This is a genomic window from Actinophytocola sp. (assembly GCF_036002505.1).
GTDB lineage: Bacteria > Actinomycetota > Actinomycetes > Mycobacteriales > Pseudonocardiaceae > DASYTH01.
The window spans coordinates 1-15,110 of sequence record NZ_DASYTH010000067.1; the positions used below are offsets into that span (position 1 = coordinate 1).

Consider the following 15,110-nt stretch of genomic DNA (forward strand, 5'->3'; position numbering starts at 1 on the left):
CTGCCCCGGCTGCTTCGCCACCTTGGCAAGCGCATTCCTGGTGCGCTCACTCCACCCGTCCACCCCGAGCAGCGCTCCCGCCGCCCCCACCGGGTCGTTTCCCTTGAGCGCCGCCAGGTCACCGCGCGCCGTGATCAACTGCGCCACATGCAACCGGGCCAGCGCCGCGGACGTGGTCAGCCACGCCGCTCCCGCCGGCCACCCACCGACGCTCGGCGGCAGGAACGGCACCTGTCCCATCCCGCGCAACCCCGCCACCAGCTTGGTCCTGTCCCCCTCCGGCAGCGCCGACGGCGTGACGTTGAGCGCCCGCATCAACCCCACCGCCCACTCCACCGGCTGCTTCACCAGCGTGTTCCCCTCATCCCGAAACCCCGGCTCCTCCGTGATCGCCCTCAGCACCCTCGCAACGTCGCGACCAGGCCCATAAGCCTCGACCAGCCGCTGCACCACGTCGTCCTCCGGCGGTTTCGCCCCCACGAACCGGAACCACATGCGCCGTACCACGAACTGAGCCGACACCGGCTGCCCGACCAGCACCTCCACCAGGCCTGTCGCGTCCAACGCCCCGCTGTGCCCCAGCACCGTCTTCGCACCCTTGTCCTGCTGCCTCGGGTTGAGGCTCGTGCTCATCGTGTCCCGGTTGACCTTCCACCCGGTCAGCGCCCGCGCCGCCTCCCGCACGTCCTGCTCCGAATAGTTCCCCACCCCCAACGTGAACAGCTCCATGAGCTCCCGCGCCAGGTTCTCGTTCGCCGCCTTCGCCGTGTTCTTCTGCCCGTCCAACCAGATCAACATCGCCGGATCAACGACCATCGCCCTGACCAACTCCGCGAAGTCCCCCAACCCCTTCCCCCGCAACGTCTCGTTCTGCCTGACCATCAACCGCGCACTCCGCACCTTCTGCACACTCGTCGCGAAATGCCCGTGCCAGAACCACGTCACCCGCTCAGTTACCGGCGCCTGGCTGGTGACCATCCGCTCCAGCCACCACAGCGCGATAGCCGCCCGCTCCTCCTGACTCCGCTCATCCCCAACGGCCGGCGCCGCCGCCCCCGAATCCACCACCGCAGCCAACAACTCGTCCCTGACCGGCCCGAACCCCTTGCCCACCGCCGTGTCCAGCTCGCCCGGCCGCGGCCCGAACCCCAACCGCTCCACCAGCCGCCGCACCGCGGCCCGCTCACCCACAGCAGCCATACCCGCAGTCTTCCCCCGGAGTCGCCGCATCGCAGCCCGCTCGTGCCCTCTCGAACACAACCCTTACATTCGCTTCAGAAATACGGCGGCGACGGCGATGAGGAGCGTGAACGAGGCCACCAGGGCGACCAAGGCGTAGATCACGGGCGGGCTGACCCCGCTGACGACACAGGCGAGGGTGACGATGAGGGCCAATGTGATCACGCCGAGCGCACCGCGGTCGACCACGATCCGCAGCAGCCGCTGCCATCCCCCGCTGGTGGATCTATCCTGCATCGGTTCTGTCCTTCCGGGCGGGACCGTGGTGCGCTGCCGTCAGCTCTGTCGAAGGGGAGGGCGGCGGCGTACCGGTTCTGCTGGTCTTCTGAGCACTTGGCCCATCGTCGTGGTGGTGTTTCCCTGGTTTCCCGGGTGTTTCCATCAAACTCTGTGTCTTGACCTGCGGCAACCTTCCAAGACATCATGAGTCAACGCAAGACATCGCAAGAAGGCAGTGGTCACATGCCGGTACGAACGAGACCGCTGGATGCCGCGGATGGCCCCCTGGCACGCTTCGCCCTCGAGTTGCGCCAGCTGCGTGACCGCGCGCCCGCAGGCCGGCCGGCATCCGTAGCCAAGGTCGTGACCGAGTCAAGAAAAGCTGTCAGCAGGGCGGCCATCTATGCCGCACTAGGCGGACGGACGTTGCCGTCAAGGGACACCCTGGCCGTCATGGTCAGGGCGTGGTCACCGGACGGCGATGCTGAACTTCCCGCGTGGAACGAGCGTCGATCGAAATGTGAGCAAGAGCTTTCGTTAGCTGATCGCCGCTCCGGCAGGGCGCCAGATCTGGCCGGCGCGCCAAGGGAAGGCGCAGGTCAGCGGACAGGCGTTGGTTACTACCGCTTCGGTGAAGAGATGCGCAAATATCGCATCTTAAGTGGCCTTTCGCTGGGCGAAACAGCCAGGAGGGTTAACTATTCAAAGGGTTATCTATCCAAGGTGGAAAATGGACAGAAGCCTCCCAATTCGACCCTGGCGCGCCTCCTGGACACGGAGTTCGACGCCAAAGGTGAGCTCTCTGGCTTGGTGTGACTATCCGACGTTTCCCGTTTCCCATTCGAATAGGCAACGGTCAATCCGTGGGGTAGACAGCCAAGTCGGCAGAGAACTGCGCACCGGGGTGGAATCCATACCGAGGCGACGCCGATATCGATGTCGTGAGCAGCGGCACGCAACGTTGGACTGGTAAACGCGACGGCGTCGGCCCGGATGGCGTCGCGAACGCGCATCATGACTACGCCGGCGCAGCACATGGCTACGCGGATGCGAGACACGCCGGCAAGGTCATTGGCACATGCTCGGCCTGAACTTCCTGCTTCACGGCTCTGCGACCTGTGGCGTATCGGGTACGCCGGAGGTCGTAGGAGGTGCTGCGGGAAGATCAGCCGTGGGGGCGTCGTAGGGGGAGCGGGGGCGGCCTAGGTTTGGCGGCATGATTCAGGCGCACGGGGTGACGAAGCGGTATGGGGCGAAGGTGGCGGTGGACGAGTTGTCGTTTGCCGTGAAGCCGGGGGTGGTGACGGGGTTTCTCGGGCCGAATGGGGCGGGAAAGTCCACGACCATCCGGATGATCATGGGGTTGGATGCTCCGACATCGGGCGATGTCACGGTGAACGGGCGGCGGTATCGGGATCATGTGGCGCCGATGCGGGAGGTGGGGAGCCTGCTGGAGGCGCGGGCGGTGCACACCGGGCGGTCGGCGTATCACCATCTGCTGGCTTTGGCTGCCACGCATGGGATTTCGAAGCGGCGGGTGGGGGAGGTCATCGACCTGGTCGGGTTGCGGGAGGTGGCGCGGAAGCGGGCCGGCGGGTTCTCGTTGGGGATGGGGCAGCGGTTGGGGATCGCGGCCGCACTGCTCGGCGATCCGGCGACGTTGGTGCTGGATGAGCCGGTCAACGGGCTCGATCCGCAGGGGATTTTGTGGATTCGGAACCTCTTGAAGGGGCTTGCGGGGGAGGGGCGGACGATCTTTGTCTCGTCGCATTTGATGAGTGAGATGGCGCTGACCGCGGAGCATCTGATTGTGGTGGGGAAGGGGCGGTTGATCGCGGACACCTCGGTGAAGGAGTTCACGGACGCCGCGTCGCGGAACTCGGTGCGGGTGCGCACCCCGCAGGCGGCGAAGTTACGGGGGCTCCTCGCCGGGCCGGCGGTCGTGGTCACGAGCGTGGAGGACGGGGTGCTGGAGGTGTCCGGGATGAGCGGCACCGAGATCGGGATGGTGGCGTGTGAGCAGCGGATACCGCTGGAGGAGCTGACGCCGGTCCGGGCGTCGCTGGAGGAGGCGTTCATGGAGCTCACCGAGGACACGCTGGAGTACCGCACGGAAGAGAGGGCGTCATGACCACGACGGTGACCGAGCCGGTTCGGCGCGCGGAGCTGCCGCCCGACGTCCGGGTGACCCAGGCGCGGGTGGTGGTGTCGGAGTGGGTGAAGTTCCGCTCGCTGCGGTCGTCCTACGTCGCGCTCGCCGTGTCACTGGCGGCGCTGGTGGGTCTCGCCGCGCTGGTCGGCACGATCGTGGCGAACAACTGGCCGGAGTTCGGTGCCGAGGAGCGGGCCCGGTTCGATCCGGCCAGGGTCAGCCTGAGCGGCGTGTTTCTCGCTCAGCTGATCATCGGGGTGCTCGGCGTATTGGTGGTGAGCGGGGAGTACGGCACCGGGATGATCCGGGCGAGCATGTCCGCCGCACCGAAACGACTCCCGGTGCTCTGGGGCAAGCTGGCGGTGTTCGCCGCCGTGGGGTTCGTCGTGACCGGAGTGGGCGCGGTCGTGGCGTTCTTCGTCGGTCAGAGCCTGCTCAGCTCACAGCACATCGAGACGACCCTGGGCGCGCCCGGGGTGTTACGCGCGGTCCTCGGCGCCGCGCTGTACCTGACCGGGGTCGGCCTGCTCGGTGGCGCGCTCGGCTGGATCTTCCGGCACACCGCGGGCGCGATCAGCACGCTGCTCGGCCTGCTGCTGGTGGTGCCGCTGGTCGCGGAGGCGCTGCCGGAGAGCTGGGCCCGGAACATCGTCCCGTACCTGCCGGGCAACGCCGGCCAGCAGATCATGGCCGGCCACGTCGACCCAGGGGAGCTGGCGCCGTGGACCGGTTTCGCCTGGTTCTGCGCCTACATCGTGGCCGGCGTGGCGATCGCGGTGGTGCTACTGCGGCGCCGGGACGCCTGAGTTGGGCATGATGGCGGCATGAGCGAGGGTGCCGCGGTGGAGCGCTGGCGGGTCCTGGCCTGGCTGCGCTCCTGGCCGCGGCGCCATCCGATGCTCGTCGACGCGCTGGCGCTGGTGATCGTGCTCCCGCCGGCGTTCCAGCAGCCCGAGGACGGCGGCCCGTGGCACCACCCGGTGCTCTGGAGCGTGCTGCTGGCCGTCCCGCTGATCGTGCGGCGGCGCTACCCGATGATCGTGTTCGGCTGCGTCGCCGTGGTCGCCGTCGCCCAGTGGCTGTTGCTCAACCAGGCGGTGATCGCCGACGTCGCGCTGCTGATCGCGCTGTACACCGTGGCCACCAACCGGGATCACGTCCGGGCGGCGATCGCGTGGGGTGTCCTGGAGATCGGCGTGATCATGGCGGTGTGGAAGTGGTCGGGCCCGGACGGCCGGATGCCGGCGTTCGTGTTCCTGACCGGGATGGCCTCCGCCGTGTTCGTGATCGGCCGCAACCTCCGCGCCCGGCGTGCCTACCTGGCGTCGGTGGAGGACCGGGCCCGGCGCGCCGAGCACGAGCGCGACCAGCAGGCCCGGCTCGCCGCCGCGGCCGAGCGGGCCCGGATCGCCCGGGAGATGCACGACATCGTGACCCACAACCTGTCCGTGATGATCGCGCTGGCGGACGGCGCCGCGTTCAGCGCGGACGGAAACCCCAGGGCCGCCGAGGATGCCGCGCGGCAGGTCTCGGCCACCGGGCGGCAGGCGCTGGCCGAGATGCAGCGCCTGCTCGGGGTGCTCCGCGAGGACGACACCGCGCCGATGCGCGCCCCGCAGCCCGGCATCGAGCAGCTCGACCTGCTCGCCACGCAGGTGCGCTCGGCCGGGCTGCCCACCTCGCTGGCCCTGACCGGCACGCCGTTCCCGGTCCCGCCGACCGCGCAGCTCGTGGTGTACCGGGTCGTGCAGGAGGCGCTCACCAACGTGCTCAAGCACGCCGAGTCGCCGAGCGCGGCCCGGGTGACCGTGCGCTACCAGGACCCGCTGCTGGCCGTGGAGATCGAGGACGACGGGCGCGCCGCCCAGCCGCGCAACGGGCACGGGCATGGGCTGGACGGCATGGCCGAGCGGGTCGCCATGTTCGACGGCCGGATCGAGGCCGGTCCCCGCACCGGCGGCGGCTGGCGGGTGCGGGCGACCCTGACCGCCGGGCGGGTGGCGGCATGACCGAGCGCGTCCGGGTGCTGCTCGTGGACGACGAACCGTTGCTGCGCCTGGGTTTCCGGCTGGTGCTGGAGTCCCAGCCGGACATCACGGTGGTCGGTGAGGCGGCCGACGGCGCCGCGGCCGTGGCCCGCACCGCCGAGCTCGACCCGGACGTGGTGCTGATGGACGTGCGCATGCCGGGCGTGGACGGCATCGAGGCCACCCGGAGCATCGTGCGCCTCCATCCGCGCTCGCGGGTGCTCATCCTGACCACGTTCGACCTTGACGAGTACGCCTTCGCCGGACTCCGGGTAGGGGCCAGCGGGTTCCTGCTGAAGAACGTCCCGCCGGAGGACCTGCTCTCGGCCATCCGCGCGGTCGCCGCCGGGGACGCCGTGGTGGCGCCGAGCGTGACCCGCCGGCTGCTGGACAAGGTGGCCGACCGGCTGCCCGATCCCGGCGGGCGGGCCGAGCCCGGGCCGGACGAGCGGCTGTCCCGGCTGACCGACCGCGAGGTGGAGGTGCTCACGGAGCTGGCCGGCGGGCTGTCCAACGCGGAGATCGCGCAGCGGTTGTGCCTGTCCGAGGCCACGGTGAAGACCCATGTCGGCCGGGTGCTGAACAAGCTCGACCTGCGCGACCGGGTGCAGGCCGTGGTGTTCGCCTACGAGATCGGTCTGGTCCGCCCAGGCTAGGACGGCAGCCTTCGGTGTGTTGGCCTCTGGCGTTGCCATGTTGGCCCGTGGCGTCGTTGTGTTGGCCCGTGGCGTCGCCGTGTTGGCCGAGTGTGCGGTGGGGTCGCCGTCGGCGGTGTCCGGCGTCGTCGTCACCAGCCAACACACCTACGCCAGGAGCCAACACGGCAACGTGGCGCGCCAACATGGCGACGGGAGACGGTCCGCGTACCCGTGCGGCAAAACTCTTTACGGCCGGTGCGCGCCTGGTAACGTGCGTCGATCGACCGGCGCGCGTGAGCGGTTGAGGTGTCATGGCGGTTCGGCGGAATCCGGTGGCTATCGGACTCGTCGCGGTCGTGGCCGCCCTCGTGGCGGTGAACGGGGCGGCGATCTTCGGTGACCGGGTCGCGTTGTGGGTCGACGACGCGTTGCAGCTCAGCACCGGGCTGACCGCGGCGGTGTGCGGGTTCGTGGTGGCACGCCGCCACACCGGGCCGCAGCGGTGGTGGCGGCTGCTGATCGCGGTGGGCATGGCCGGCTGGTCCGGCGGCCAGCTGGTGTGGTCGTGGTACCAGCTCATCGGGAACCGCGGGCTGCCCTCGCCGTCCCTGGCCGACGTCGGTTACCTGCTGCTCCCGGTGTGCGCGTTGCCGGCGTTGCTGGTGCTGGGCACCGCGCGGGAGCGTCCGGAACTCCGCCGTTCTTTCTGGGGGCAAGCCCCCAGACCCCCGAGGAGGCTCAGCCCCCCCACCCCCCTTTGGCAGCCCCGGCCGTGGACCGCACACATCGGCACGGCCGTGGTGCTCGACGGCCTGGTGGTGACCGGGTCGCTGTTCGTCCTGGCCTGGGCGGCGGCGCTGGGACCGGTGGTGCAGGCCCGGCCGCCGGACGCGCTGACCTGGGCGGTGGCGATCGCGTACCCCACGTCGGACCTGGTGATGGTCGTCATGGCGGTGCTGCTGGTGGTGTTCGACCGGGTGGACCGGCCGTACCGGGCGAACCTGCTGCTGCTCGCCCTCGGCGTGGTGGCGCTCGCCTTCTCCGACTCGATCTTCGCCTACCTGGTCAGCATCGGCGCGGAGAGCATGAAACCCTGGTCGGACGCGGGTTTCGTGCTCGGCCCGCTGCTCATCGGGTACGCGCTGGCGGCTTCCCCGGTGGAGCGGCAGCGGGACAGCGAGAGCCACCCGGGCACGCAGGAGTGGTGGCAGCTCGCACTGCCGTACCTGCCGGTGTTGGCCGTGGGTGTGCTGTTCAGCGTCCAGCTCATGCTGGGCGGCGGGCCCGATGTCGTGGAAACCAGCCTGGGCGTCGCGGTGGTCTTCCTGGTCGTCGCCCGGCAGCTGATCTCCTTGCTGGACAACAGGTTGCTGTTGCGCCGGGTGTACGAGGGGCAGCGCCAGCTCACCCATCAGGCCTTCCACGACACGCTGACCGGGCTCGCCAACCGGGCGCTGTTCGCCGACCAGCTCGACCTCGCGGTGACGAACGGGGCGCGGCAGCGACTGGTGCTGATCTTCGTCGACCTGGACGACTTCAAGGACGTCAACGACAGGTTCGGGCACGCGGCCGGGGACCGGTTGCTGCACGCGGTCGGTCAGCGGCTGCTGAGCTGCGTGCGGTCCACCGACACCGTGGCACGGCTGGGCGGCGACGAGTTCGCCATCCTGCTCGAGGGCGAGTTGGACGCGCCGGAGGTGATCGCGGACCGGCTGCGGGCGGCGCTGCGCCGGCCGTTCGCGGTGCACGGCACGCTGGTCACGGTGCGGGCCAGCATGGGGTTGGTGGCGCTGGACCCGTCCGAGCCGCTGCCGACCGGCGACGTGCTGCTCGGCCGCGCGGACGCGTCGATGTACGCGGGGAAGCGGTTGGGCAAGGACACCGCGGTGGTCTACCAGGCGACACCGAACGGTCCGCCGGACTTCGCCACCGCGCTGCGGCTGGCCGACGGCGGCATGCTCGCCGGGTTCGGGCTGGCCTTCCAGCCGATCGTGCGGCTGGCGGACGAGTCGATGGTGGCCATCGAGGCGCTCGCCCGGTGGACCGCGCCGGACGGGACCGGGGTGTCGCCGGAGACGTTCGTGCCGGCCGCGGAGAACGCCGGGCTGGGCGCCGCGCTGGACGCACTCGTGCTCGACCTGGCCTGCCGCGAGGTCGTCGCCGCGGGCCTGGATCTCGCCGTGCACGTCAACATCTGCGCCGCGCGGCTGGGTGATCCGGCCCTCGAGGAGTGCATCGCCGCCGCCCTCAAGCGCCACCGGCTCGCGCCCGGCCAGCTCGTCGTGGAGATCACCGAAACCGTGCCGGTCCTCGACCTCGACGCCGGCGCGGCCGCGGTCCGCCGGCTCCGCGACCTCGGCGTGCGGGTGGCCCTCGACGACTTCGGCGCCGGCTACAACTCCCTGGCCTACCTGCACGCCCTCCCCGTCGACCTGATCAAACTGGACCGGGCCCTCACCACCGGCATCGAGCCCGAACGCGACGCCGCCCTCTGCCGCTCCATGGTCCGCCTCTGCGCCGACCTCGGCCTCGCCGTCGTCGCCGAAGGCATCGAAACCGCCGAGCAGGCCGAAAAGATCGCCCTCGCCGGCTGCACCCTCGCCCAGGGCTACCGCTTCGGCCGCCCCGGCCCCCTCTCAGCCCTCCCCACCACCCAACAAGCCCACAGCTGACGCCCGGCGAGTTCGACTCTCCAGCAACCGAGTTCGACGCTCAAGCAACCGAGTCGTACGTTCCGGCAACCGAGTCGTACGTTCGGGACGCGTCCACTTCCGCGATGATCTCCGCCACCCGCGCCCGCTTGGCCGCGTACAGGTCCGGGCGCCGCACCGACAGCGGAACCGGCTCACCCGGATCCTCACCGCGCGCGTAGGCCGCGCACCGCCGGCAGCCATACGCCATCTCGTCGGTCCACTCCTCCAGCGGGCCCCACTTCCGGCGGTCGCCGGCCAGCTCGTCGCGCCACTGCGCCAAGCGAAACTCCCAGAAGTCCGCCCACTCCTCGTAGGCCGCCGCCTGCTCGGCCGGGCTCAGCCGGTCCACGCCGAGATCCCACGTGTGGAACTTGTGATCAAACCGACCGGATGACTCGACCCGCAGATATCGCCAGATATGCGGCCACCGCTTCGATACCTCGCGACTGTCCATGGATGCCTCCCTGATCGGTAGCTGTTCAGTGTGGACGTTAAACTTCCTTCCTGGAAGGCACTTGCCTTTCCAGCGGTGGGAAGGAGTGCGGTGCCGAACAAGCGACAGCCCCCAAGGCCCCGGGACCGGATCATCGGTGCCCGGCTACGGGCGATCCGCAGGGAACGCACGACCCTGAGCCTCGAAGCCGCGGCGAAGGTGCTGGGCTGGGGTCTCGCCACGATGTCGAGAATCGAGAACGGCCAACGCCACATCAGCACCGAAGACGTGGCGATGATCCTGACCGCCTACCGGATTCCCTCCGCCGAGCGTGAGGACGTCATCGCGGAGGCCAGAGCGGAGAACGCATCGGGCTGGTGGGACCGCCCGCTTCCCGGTGTTCCCGCTGAGATGGGCACGCTCGCCAGCTATGAAGCCGACGCCAACAGCCTCACCGACTGGGCGGTGTCGCTGGTGCCGGGCTTGCTTCAAACCGAGGACTACGCCATGGCGCTCATGCTCTCCCAAGACTGGCCACAGGAGGTCGCCGAATTGCGCTGGGTGGCCAGGCGGAGGCGACAGAAGATCCTCGGTACGGTGGACTACGCGGCCTACATCAGCGAGACCGCGCTACGGATCCCATTCGGTGGCCCTGACGTTCACAGGAAGCAGATCCGGCACCTTCTGGACGCACGTGAACGCGGGATCCCTGTCCGGATTGTGCCTGAACACCTCGCCGTCGGACTGATCAGTCACTCGTGGCACTACATGACGTTCCCGCACACCACGCCTGTGGTGAATGTCGAGGTCTACGAGGGTGGCGTCTACTTGCATGATGATCAGGCAGCGCCCTACGCCAGGGTGCTCACCAAGCTGGAACGCGTAGCCCTTCCCACCCGTGAAAGCCAGGTTATGCTCCGGTCGATTATGAAGGAGGCGTGATCATGGATTGGCGCAAGTCGAGCTTCAGCGGGGACGGCGGCAACTGTGTGCAGGTCAGGCAGGACCTGGCCGCCATCCGAGACAGCAAGAACCGCTATGGTCCGCTACTGGCCGTGGACCTGTGCGGCCTGCTGGCCACGGTCAAGGCGGGGCAACTCGATCGTTAGCTTTCGTCGGCGTGGACCCCGGGCGGGAGGACGCCGAAGATGTTCGCGGTGGAGCCGGCGCCGTTGCGGTTGACCGGGCCGCCGGCGAGGACCCAGGCGCCGGTCGCCGGGAGTGCGCGCAGGTTGGCGAGGATCTCCAGGCTGATCCGGTGGCGCTGGTAGACCAGCTTCGACACGGTGAACGTCTCCTCGATCCCCACGTCCGGGCTGAACGTGTCGATGCCGGTACCGCCGCGCCGCCCGAGCCGGCCGGTGTCGATCAGCCACTGCACCGCCGGGATGGAGAAGCCGGGCTGGTGGACGATCCCCTCGGCGTCCTGGTTCGGGAACGCCGGCGTACCCCAGCGCGACTCCCATCCGGTCCACAGGATCACCACGGACTCGTTGGGAATCCGCCCGTGCACCCGTTCCCACGACTTGATGTCCTCAATGGTGACGCCGTAGTCCGGATTGCCGTCCACCTTCGACCGCACGTCGATCTTCACGGCGGGCCGGAACAGGTCGCCGGGCTCCATCTGGTCGGCCAGCGGCTCGCCCTCGTTGAAGTGCCCGGGCGCGCCCCAGTGCGTGCCGGTGTGCTCGCCCTCGCGGACGAACTGCAGGTAGAAGCCGTCCTCGGGGATCGTGGCGATGGTCTCCAGGGTGAACGCCGGGTCACCCGGGAACACGTTCGTCGTCGCCGGATCGTTCACATGCGACAGGCTCACCAGCCTCAGCTGGTCCAGACCAAAAGCCGGTGCGGCCGCTGCGGCTGATTTTCCCAACGGCCACAACCCGCCCAGCACCCCCGTGATCCCCGCGGTCAACGTCCTTCGGCTCACAACCATGCCCACCACCTTGTCATCCACGAAGCGCCCGCAGTATCACCCGCCTGGCGGTGTCCAATCGGAAACTCGGCCGCCAGCTACCGATGATTCAGCGGCACCCGGGCGATCTATACGACCGTAAGAACATCCCACGGTGAGGAGAATCATCATGACCCCGCAGGTCGTGACCCGGGACGAGTGGCTGGCCAGGCGCCTGGAGCTGCTCACGCACGAGAAGGACCTCAGCCGCGCCCGTGACGCGGTGGCCGAGCGGCGGCGCGAACTGCCGGCGGTGGAGATCGACAAGGACTACCTGTTCGACGGCCCGAACGGCAAGGCGAGCCTGCTCGACCTGTTCGAGGGGCGGCGCCAGCTCGTCGTCTACCACTTCATGTGGCTGCACGACGCCGACGAGGGCTGCCCGAGCTGCTCGCTGGTCGCCGACAACATCGGCCACCTCGCCCACCTGCACGCCCGGGACACCACGCTGGCACTCGTCTCCCGCGCCCCGCTGGCCAGCATCGAGCGGTTCCGCACCCGCATGGGCTGGACCGTCCCGTGGTACTCCTCGCACGGCGGCGACTTCAACTACGACTTCCACGTCACGATGGACTCGACCGTCGCCCCGATCCAGTACAACTACAAGGACGCCGCGACGCTCGACCGCGAGGGCATGGGCTACCTGCTCCAGGACGGCAGGGACGCGCACGGCCTGAGCGTGTTCTTCCGCGACGGCGACCGGGTCCTGCACACCTATTCAAGCTACGGCCGCGGCCCGGACATGCTGCTCGGCACGTACCACTACCTCGACCTGACCCCGCTCGGCCGGCAGATCTACGTCAACGAGTTCCGCCACCACGACAAGTACGACGACCACTGAGATGACCGGCTGGATCCTCACGGTCGTGTTCGCGGGCGCCGGGTCGTGGCTCCTCCGCCACGGGGCCCGGTCCGGCGTGCCCGCGGCCGTGCGGATCTCCCATGGCGTGCACGGGGTCATGGCCGCGGCCATGATCGCCATGGTCTGGCCGTGGGGCATGGACCTGCCCCCGGCGCCGTGGCTCACCGCGCTGGGGCTGGCCGGGATCTGGTTCCTGGCCAGCACCCGGGACGCGGGCGGCGTGCACCACGCGCTGATGGCCGCCGGCATGGCCTGGATGATCATCATTCCGGCGCACCACCACCAGCACCCGGTGCCGGCCGGGATTCTCGTCGCGAGCACGGCGCTGGTGGCGTATTTCGGCCTGGCCACGGTGCCCTGGTTCACCGCCGCGGTGTACCGACGGGCGTCCTGCGCGGGCGCGCACGCGGTGCTCAGCGCGGGCATGTCCGTCCAGCTGGCCCTGCCGCTGCTGGCCCACACTGGATAGCCTCCAGTGATGGCTTGGGCGCGCCACCACTGGGTCGGGCGGGAGAACATCCACACCTACTGGAGCAACGAGCTGCCACCGCAGCTGTGGGTGGATCCCGGTGACACGGTGACCTTCGAGACGCTGGACTCCAGCTACGGCCGGGTGGCGCGGGAGATCAAGCAGCTGGCGCAGGACGGCATCGATCCCGCGCTGGTCGCGCTCGTCTCCGGCTGTGCCTACCCGGAGCAGCCCACCGAGGACCGCGACCCGGTCATCGCCCGCGGGCACCCGCTGACCGGTCCGGTCGGGGTGCGCGGCGCGGAGCCCGGCGACACGCTGGTGATCGAGATCGTCCGGATCGAGCCGGGAAAGTGGGGCCACACCTCGTGCAGCTCCGACCCGGACCGGTTCGGGCTGCTCAACGACGCGCTCGGCGGGGAGCCACGCAGCCACTGTTTCGTCTGGGATCTGCGCACCGGCAAGCGCGCGGAGCTGCGGCGCGGCGTCCGGGTGCCGCTGGCGCCGTTCTGCGGTGTCATGGGCGTCGCCCCGGCCGAGCCCGGGCAGCACTCGACCGTTCCGCCCCGCCGCTCCGGCGGCAACATGGACCTGCGGCACCTCACCGCCGGTGCGACGCTGATGCTCCCGGTGCTGGCCCCCGGCGCACTGCTGTCGATCGGCGACGCCCATGGGGCGCAAGGAGATGGCGAGGTCTCCGGCACCGGGATCGAGATGGAGGCCACCGTCACGCTGCGGCTCTCCCTGCGCAAGGGCGCCCCGCTCGAGCAGCCGCGGGCGATCACCTCCGGCCGCCCGCTGTCCCTGCCCGGCCCGAGCTATGTCAGCATCGGCAACGAACCCGACCTGCGCGAAGCCGCGCGGACGGCGCTGCGCGGCATCATCGACCACCTCACCACCGACCGCGACCTGACCCCGGTCGAGGCCTACGTCCTGGCCAGCGTCTGTGTCGACCTGAAGATCAGCCAGATCGTCGACATGCCGAACTACACCGTCTCCGCCTACCTGCCGCTCAGCGTGTTCAGCTGAGCCAGCTGATGTCCACTTTCCTTGTCATACAGCCCTCCCCGACGTCACCCCATAGTCTCCGCACCAAACTTTGGCGACCCTTTGGTCAGCCTTGTGTCGCTGGTCAGCGCCGGCCGCCGGCGTGCGAAGCTGGTGGCGTGCTGCCGGTCGAGGTCGAGATGCTGCCGGCCGCCGCGGCGGGGGATGGCGCCGTCATGAACGGGCTCACCGGGTTGGTCAACGAGGTGTACGCGGTGGCGGAGCGGGGAATGTGGGTCGGCGGCGCCGCCCGGAGCAGCGCGGCCGAGTTCGCCGGGCTGACCCGCGCCGGGCAGATCGCGGTGGCGCGGGTGGGGGCGGAGATCGCCGGGTGCATTCGGATTCAGCGGCTGGACGACCGGGTGGCGGAGTTCGGCATGCTCGCCGCCGCGCCCGCGCATCGCGGCATCGGGGTCGGCCGCGAACTGGTCCGGTTCGCCGAGTGCCGCGCCGTCGCGGAGGGGCGGAACCTGATGCAGCTGGAGCTGCTCGTGCCGCGGGACTGGTCGCACCCGTCGAAGGAGCGGCTCGACGCGTGGTACACCCGCATCGGCTACCGGGTGGTGCGTACCGGGTCGATCGACGAGGCGTACCCGCACCTGGCGCCGCTGCTCGCCACGCCGTGCCGATTTGTCATCTATCACAAGGAGATCGGGTGAGCTCGAGTAACCGGGCGGTCGTGATCACGGGTGCGGGTACGGGAATCGGCCGGGCCGCGGCGCGGGCGTTCGCCGGTGAGGGCGCGGACGTGCTGATCGTCGGGCGGACCGCGGCGACGCTCGAGGAGACGGCCGGGGACGATCCCCGGATCCGCCCGCTGGTGGCCGACATCAGCGCGGCGGGGGCGCCGGAGAAGATCGTGGCCACCGCGCTGGACGCGTTCGGCCGGATCGACGTGCTGGTGAACAACGCCGCGTTCATCAAGAAGTCCCGGCTGCACCGGCTCGACCGCGCGGAGACCGAGGCGCAGCTCGCGACCAACCTGCTGGCTCCGGTTTACCTCACCGAGTGCGCGCTGGAGGCGCTGACCGCGACCCGCGGCACGGTGATCAACATCAGCACCGCGATGGTCACCGGGCAGCGGGCCTGGCTGGACAGCGCCATCTACGGCGCTGCCAAGGCCGGGCTGGACTACCTGACCCGAACCTGGGCGCTGGAGCTGGGCCGGCGCGGGATCCGGGTGGTCGGACTCGCGCCCGGACTCATCGAAACCGGTGTGCACGAACGGATCGGCTACACCGAGGAGCAGCACAAGGCGTTCACCGCCGACATCGTCGCGCGCATCCCGGCCGGCCGGGTCGGCGAGCCCGAGGAGATCGCGCGCTGGATCGTGCACCTGGCCGGGCCCGACGCCGGCTACGTCACCGGCGTGGTGCT

General features: G+C 69.9%; 17 protein-coding genes. 13 read left to right on the plus strand and 4 right to left on the minus strand.

Annotation, left to right across the window (positions count from 1 at the left end):
• Both VGR06_RS05010 and VGR06_RS05015 read right to left on the minus strand, forming a co-directional pair.
• Positions 1-1,200: DUF1800 domain-containing protein (locus VGR06_RS05010; protein ID WP_327557763.1), on the minus strand; the 1,200-nt coding region annotated here is incomplete at its 3' end.
• A 63-nt stretch (positions 1,201-1,263) separates the two neighbouring features.
• A complete protein-coding gene (locus VGR06_RS05015; RefSeq protein WP_327557764.1) occupies positions 1,264-1,476 on the minus strand; it encodes a hypothetical protein in 213 nt (70 codons plus the stop codon).
• Positions 1,477-1,662: 186 nt separating this feature from the next.
• On the opposite strand from VGR06_RS05015, the gene VGR06_RS05020 reads away from it, so the two are divergent.
• The 6 genes from VGR06_RS05020 to VGR06_RS05045 all read left to right on the plus strand — a co-directional run bounded on the left by VGR06_RS05020 (position 1,663) and on the right by VGR06_RS05045 (position 8,947).
• Positions 1,663-2,274, plus strand: a complete 612-nt coding sequence (locus tag VGR06_RS05020; protein WP_327557765.1) for a helix-turn-helix transcriptional regulator — start codon at positions 1,663-1,665, stop codon at positions 2,272-2,274.
• A gap of 400 nt (positions 2,275-2,674) precedes the next feature.
• Positions 2,675-3,589 carry an ATP-binding cassette domain-containing protein gene (locus VGR06_RS05025; protein WP_327557766.1) on the plus strand — a complete coding sequence of 305 codons (915 nt, stop codon included), beginning with the start codon at positions 2,675-2,677 and terminating at the stop codon, positions 3,587-3,589.
• A complete protein-coding gene (locus tag VGR06_RS05030; RefSeq protein WP_327557767.1) occupies positions 3,586-4,416 on the plus strand; it encodes an ABC transporter permease in 831 nt (276 codons plus the stop codon). Before VGR06_RS05025 ends, VGR06_RS05030 begins: the two co-directional genes overlap by 4 nt.
• Positions 4,417-4,434: 18 nt before the next feature.
• Positions 4,435-5,619, plus strand: a complete 1,185-nt coding sequence (locus VGR06_RS05035) for a sensor histidine kinase (protein WP_327557768.1) — start codon at positions 4,435-4,437, stop codon at positions 5,617-5,619.
• Entirely contained in the window at positions 5,616-6,293 is a 678-nt protein-coding gene (locus tag VGR06_RS05040; RefSeq protein ID WP_327557769.1) for a response regulator transcription factor, read from the plus strand. The genes VGR06_RS05035 and VGR06_RS05040 overlap by 4 nt, the downstream gene beginning before the upstream one ends.
• Positions 6,294-6,586: 293 nt before the next feature.
• Positions 6,587-8,947: a putative bifunctional diguanylate cyclase/phosphodiesterase gene (locus tag VGR06_RS05045; protein ID WP_327557770.1), complete on the plus strand. Its 2,361-nt coding sequence runs from the start codon at positions 6,587-6,589 to the stop codon at positions 8,945-8,947.
• A gap of 40 nt (positions 8,948-8,987) precedes the next feature.
• On the opposite strand, the gene VGR06_RS05050 is transcribed toward VGR06_RS05045, so the two are convergent.
• On the minus strand, positions 8,988-9,422 hold the full coding sequence (locus VGR06_RS05050; protein ID WP_327557771.1) for a hypothetical protein: 435 nt from the start codon (positions 9,420-9,422) through the stop codon (positions 8,988-8,990).
• Positions 9,423-9,512: 90 nt separating this feature from the next.
• Here VGR06_RS05050 and VGR06_RS05055 point away from each other — a divergent pair, with 90 nt between their 5' ends.
• Positions 9,513-10,343, plus strand: coding sequence for a helix-turn-helix transcriptional regulator (locus VGR06_RS05055; RefSeq protein ID WP_327557772.1), 831 nt, complete (start codon positions 9,513-9,515; stop codon positions 10,341-10,343).
• Between the two features lie 2 nt (positions 10,344-10,345).
• On the plus strand, positions 10,346-10,510 hold the full coding sequence (locus VGR06_RS05060) for a DUF397 domain-containing protein (RefSeq protein WP_327557773.1): 165 nt from the start codon (positions 10,346-10,348) through the stop codon (positions 10,508-10,510).
• Here VGR06_RS05060 and VGR06_RS05065 read toward each other — a convergent pair.
• Entirely contained in the window at positions 10,507-11,337 is an 831-nt protein-coding gene (locus VGR06_RS05065; protein WP_327557774.1) for a cyclase family protein, read from the minus strand. The two genes, VGR06_RS05060 and VGR06_RS05065, sit on opposite strands and share 4 nt — an antisense overlap.
• Positions 11,338-11,485: 148 nt before the next feature.
• Between VGR06_RS05065 and VGR06_RS05070 the strand changes: the two genes are divergently transcribed.
• The 5 genes from VGR06_RS05070 to VGR06_RS05090 form a co-directional block, all read left to right on the plus strand.
• Positions 11,486-12,196, plus strand: a complete 711-nt coding sequence (locus tag VGR06_RS05070; RefSeq protein ID WP_327557775.1) for a DUF899 domain-containing protein — start codon at positions 11,486-11,488, stop codon at positions 12,194-12,196.
• A gap of 1 nt (position 12,197) precedes the next feature.
• Positions 12,198-12,686: a DUF5134 domain-containing protein gene (locus VGR06_RS05075; protein ID WP_327557776.1), complete on the plus strand. Its 489-nt coding sequence runs from the start codon at positions 12,198-12,200 to the stop codon at positions 12,684-12,686.
• A gap of 9 nt (positions 12,687-12,695) precedes the next feature.
• Positions 12,696-13,715 carry an acetamidase/formamidase family protein gene (locus tag VGR06_RS05080; protein ID WP_327557777.1) on the plus strand — a complete coding sequence of 340 codons (1,020 nt, stop codon included), beginning with the start codon at positions 12,696-12,698 and terminating at the stop codon, positions 13,713-13,715.
• Between the two features lie 137 nt (positions 13,716-13,852).
• Positions 13,853-14,392, plus strand: coding sequence for a GNAT family N-acetyltransferase (locus tag VGR06_RS05085; protein ID WP_327557778.1), 540 nt, complete (start codon positions 13,853-13,855; stop codon positions 14,390-14,392).
• Positions 14,389-15,110: SDR family NAD(P)-dependent oxidoreductase (locus VGR06_RS05090; RefSeq protein ID WP_327557779.1), on the plus strand; the 722-nt coding region annotated here is incomplete at its 3' end. The genes VGR06_RS05085 and VGR06_RS05090, both read left to right, overlap by 4 nt.